We start from the raw sequence: 3,947 nt of genomic DNA on the forward strand, positions 1-3,947 counted from the left end.
AATGTAGGAGTGAGCCTGCTCGCGATGGCGATAAAATGGGCACCAGAAACCTGCCGGGCACAAAAAAGCCCCCGGACACATCAATGTCCGGGGGCTTTTTGTTTGCCGCGAAGACTGCTTACTTCTTCAAACCATAGTGCTCATCGAGCATGCCCGGCGAGTTCGGATTCTTCGGTGCATAGTCACGCGGTGGTTCCTGATCGCGCGGTGGCGTCAGGCGTTCGCGGGGGGCCTGCGCTGCGTCGGCGTGCAGGGCAGCGATCAGGCGCTGGCGGGTCTGCTCGTCCAGGGCCAGACGGTTGGCGCCCTCGGCGAGATGATCCTGCACTTCCTGATAACTTTGGGTCAGCTTCTTGACCAGCATCGCGGTGCTGTTGAAGTGGGTGACCACTTCGTTTTGATAACTGTCGAAACGCTCCTGGATATCATCCAGTTGACGCTGCGTGCGGCTCGGCGCGGCGTTCGGCGCAACGCGCGCGATCAGGAATCCAATGGCGACACCCACAACCAGGGCAAGAGTCGGTAACAACCAAACTAAGAGCGAGTGTTCCACGAGTCCTTCCTCTATAAACGGCTTTGCTTTACGTTAACGGCTCGAACCTGCGCTGTATACCGCGATTCACTCGCAATAGATTGGCACAGACAATTTGCTAGACGAGTCGACCCGATTCGAGGTCACGGAGTTCCTCCCTTGCTGATGCGTGAAACCCCTGTAGTGATTGACGGCCCGGTGGGTCAACTGGAATCCCTGTACCTGGATAACGAGCAGCCGCGCGGCATTGCGCTGATCTGCCATCCGAACCCGGTACAGGGCGGCACCATGCTCAATAAGGTCGTCTCGACCCTGCAGCGCACCGCGCGCGACGCAGGCCTGATCACCTTGCGTTTCAATTATCGCGGCGTCGGCGCCAGCCAGGGCACGCACGACATGGGCACCGGTGAAGTCGACGACGCCCAGGCCGCCGCCGCATGGCTGCGCGAAAAACACCCGGACTTGCCCCTGACCCTGTTCGGTTTCTCCTTCGGCGGATTTGTTGCAGCAAGTCTCGGCGGCCGTCTCGAAGCCCAAGGCGTGCAGCTTGCACACCTGTTCATGGTCGCCCCGGCGGTGATGCGCCTGGGCGAGCAGGATCAACTGCCGCAGCACGGCGCGTTGACCGTGATCCAGCCGGAATCCGACGAAGTCATCGATCCGCAACTGGTCTACGACTGGTCCGACAAACTCCAGCGCCCCCATGAGCTGCTGAAAGTGGCAGAATGCGGACACTTTTTTCACGGCAAGCTGACCGATCTCAAGGATCTGCTGCTGCCGCGTCTCTCGAATTGATTGCAGTCTGACAAGCGATTACCCATGACCAACCGTACCCGCATTCTCACCGGCATCACCACCACCGGCACGCCGCATCTGGGCAACTACGCCGGCGCCATCCGCCCGGCAATCCTTGCCAGCCGCGACAGCCAGGCCGATTCGTTCTACTTCCTCGCCGACTACCACGCCCTGATCAAATGCGATGACCCGCTGCGCATCCAGCGCTCGCGTCTGGAAATCGCTGCAACCTGGCTGGCCGGTGGCCTCGATGTCGATCGCGTGACCTTCTACCGCCAGTCCGACATCCCGGAAATCCCCGAGCTGACCTGGCTGCTGACCTGCGTTGCCGCCAAGGGCCTGCTCAATCGCGCGCACGCTTACAAGGCGTCGGTGGACAAGAATGTCGAGACCGGTGAAGACCCGGATGCCGGTATCACCATGGGCCTCTACAGCTACCCGGTACTGATGGCCGCGGACATCCTGATGTTCAACGCGCACAAGGTGCCGGTAGGTCGTGACCAGATTCAGCACGTCGAGATGGCGCGCGATATCGGCCAGCGCTTCAACCATCTGTTCGGTCAGGGCAAAGAATTCTTCACCATGCCCGAAGCGCTGATCGAAGAAAGCGTGGCGACCTTGCCGGGCCTCGACGGTCGCAAGATGTCGAAGAGCTACGACAACACCATCCCGTTGTTCTCCAGCGCCAAAGAGATGAAGGACGCGATCTCGCGGATCGTCACCGACTCCAAGGCCCCGGGCGAAGCGAAAGATCCCGACAACTCGCACTTGTTCACCCTGTTCCAGGCCTTCGCCACACCGGCGCAGGCTGACGAATTCCGCCGCGAACTGCTCGGTGGTCTGGGCTGGGGCGAGGCGAAGAATCGTCTGTTCCAGTCGCTCGACAATGAGCTGGGCGAGGCGCGCGAGAAGTATCACCAGTTGATCGAGCGTCCGGCGGACCTGGAAGACATTCTGCAGATCGGTGCGAAGAAGGCCCGCGCGGTTGCCACGCCGTTCCTCAATGAGTTGCGCGAAGCCGTTGGCCTGCGTTCTTTCGTCAATCAGGTTCAGGTCGCCGCGACCACCAAGAAGAAAGCCGCGAAGGCTGCGCGTTTCGTCAGCTTCCGCGAAGAGGATGGCAGCTTCCGTTTCCGTCTGCTGGCGGCTGATGGCGAGCAACTGCTGCTGTCGCGCAACTTCGCCGATGGCAAAACCGCCGGACAGGCGACCAAACAGTTGCAGTCCGGCGAACCGCTGGACGTACGCACTGAAAACCTGAGCTTCAGCGTCTGGCTGGCCGGTGAGCGCGTGGGTGACAGCCCCGCCTTCGCCGATGCTGCAGCGCGAGATGCCGCCATCGAGGCGTTGCGCGTAGCGCTGACCCCAGCGCAGGACTGATCGGCGGCACGACCCGACCAAGGGCCGATTGCCATTCCCACAGGCCGTCGCTACAGTGACGGCCCGTTTTTGTTGCCTTGCTAACGAATTATGACGCCCCTAGAACGATATCAAGCTGATCTGAAACGCCCGGACTTCTTCCATGACGCCGCGCAGGAAACTGCTGTGCGTCACTTGCAGCGTCTGTACGACGACTTGATCGCCGCCGACCAGAACAAGCCGGGATTTCTCGGCAAGCTGTTTGGCAAAAAGGATCAGGCACCGGTCAAGGGCCTGTATTTCTGGGGCGGCGTCGGTCGCGGCAAGACTTACCTGGTCGACACCTTCTTCGAAGCGCTGCCGTTCAAGGAAAAGACCCGCACGCACTTCCACCGCTTCATGAAGCGTGTGCACGAAGAAATGAAAACCCTCGGCGGCGAGAAGAACCCGCTGACCATCATTGCCAAGCGCTTCGCGGCCGAGTCGCGGGTGATCTGCTTCGATGAATTCTTCGTCTCCGACATCACTGACGCGATGATCCTCGGCACGCTGATGGAAGAGTTGTTCAAGAACGGCGTGACCCTGGTCGCGACCTCGAACATCGTGCCTGACGGCCTGTACAAGGACGGCCTGCAACGCGCGCGCTTCCTCCCGGCCATCGCGCTGATCAAGCAGAACACCGAGATCGTCAACGTCGACAGCGGCGTCGACTACCGTTTGCGTCACCTCGAGCAAGCCGAGCTGTTCCACTATCCGCTCGACGAAGCGGCGCATGAAAGTCTGCGCAAGAGCTTCAAGGCACTGACGCCGGAGTGCACGGCGGCGGTGGAAAATGATGTGCTGATCATCGAGAACCGCGAAATCCGCGCCCTGCGTACCTGTGATGACGTGGCCTGGTTCGACTTCCGCGAACTGTGCGACGGCCCGCGCAGCCAGAACGACTACATCGAACTGGGCAAAATCTTCCACGCGGTGCTGCTCAGCGGCGTCGAGCAGATGAGCGTCACCACCGACGACATCGCGCGGCGCTTCATCAACATGGTCGACGAGTTCTACGATCGCAACGTCAAACTGATCATTTCTGCCGAAGTCGAGCTGAAGGATCTGTACACCGGCGGACGCCTGACCTTCGAGTTCCAGCGCACGCTGAGCCGCTTGCTGGAGATGCAATCCCACGAGTTTCTGTCGCGGGCGCACAAGCCTTAAGCGGCGTTTCGGCAAAGAAAAAGGGCCTGCGATTGCAGGCCCTTTTTTTATATCC

Annotated in this window: 4 protein-coding genes; 3 read left to right on the plus strand and 1 reads right to left on the minus strand. The window is 60.5% G+C overall.

The window, feature by feature from the left end:
• Positions 1–118 precede the first annotated feature (118 nt).
• Positions 119–553, minus strand: coding sequence for a YhcB family protein (locus tag DCO47_RS26030; RefSeq protein ID WP_042609742.1), 435 nt, complete (start codon positions 551–553; stop codon positions 119–121).
• A 144-nt stretch (positions 554–697) separates the two neighbouring features.
• Here DCO47_RS26030 and DCO47_RS26035 point away from each other — a divergent pair, with 144 nt between their 5' ends.
• From DCO47_RS26035 to zapE, 3 genes are all read left to right on the plus strand, one after another.
• Positions 698–1,327, plus strand: coding sequence for an alpha/beta hydrolase (locus tag DCO47_RS26035; protein ID WP_042609746.1), 630 nt, complete (start codon positions 698–700; stop codon positions 1,325–1,327).
• Between the two features lie 24 nt (positions 1,328–1,351).
• Positions 1,352–2,707, plus strand: a complete 1,356-nt coding sequence (locus tag DCO47_RS26040; RefSeq protein WP_116659228.1) for a tryptophan--tRNA ligase — start codon at positions 1,352–1,354, stop codon at positions 2,705–2,707.
• 90 nt (positions 2,708–2,797) lie between these two features.
• The gene (gene zapE / locus DCO47_RS26045) at positions 2,798–3,892 is read left to right on the plus strand and encodes a cell division protein ZapE (RefSeq protein WP_039761353.1); all 1,095 of its coding nucleotides are present in this window, start codon (positions 2,798–2,800) and stop codon (positions 3,890–3,892) included.
• Positions 3,893–3,947 lie beyond the last annotated feature (55 nt).

The organism is Pseudomonas sp. NDM (assembly GCF_003105095.1).
Lineage (GTDB): Bacteria > Pseudomonadota > Gammaproteobacteria > Pseudomonadales > Pseudomonadaceae > Aquipseudomonas > Aquipseudomonas moraviensis_A.

Coding starts and splice junctions, on each gene's coding strand:
- DCO47_RS26035 (WP_042609746.1), top strand. CDS start 698: ATGCGTGAAACCCCTGTAGTGATTGACGGCCCGGTGGGTCAACTGGAA.
- DCO47_RS26040 (WP_116659228.1), top strand. CDS start 1,352: ATGACCAACCGTACCCGCATTCTCACCGGCATCACCACCACCGGCACG.
- zapE (WP_039761353.1), top strand. CDS start 2,798: ATGACGCCCCTAGAACGATATCAAGCTGATCTGAAACGCCCGGACTTC.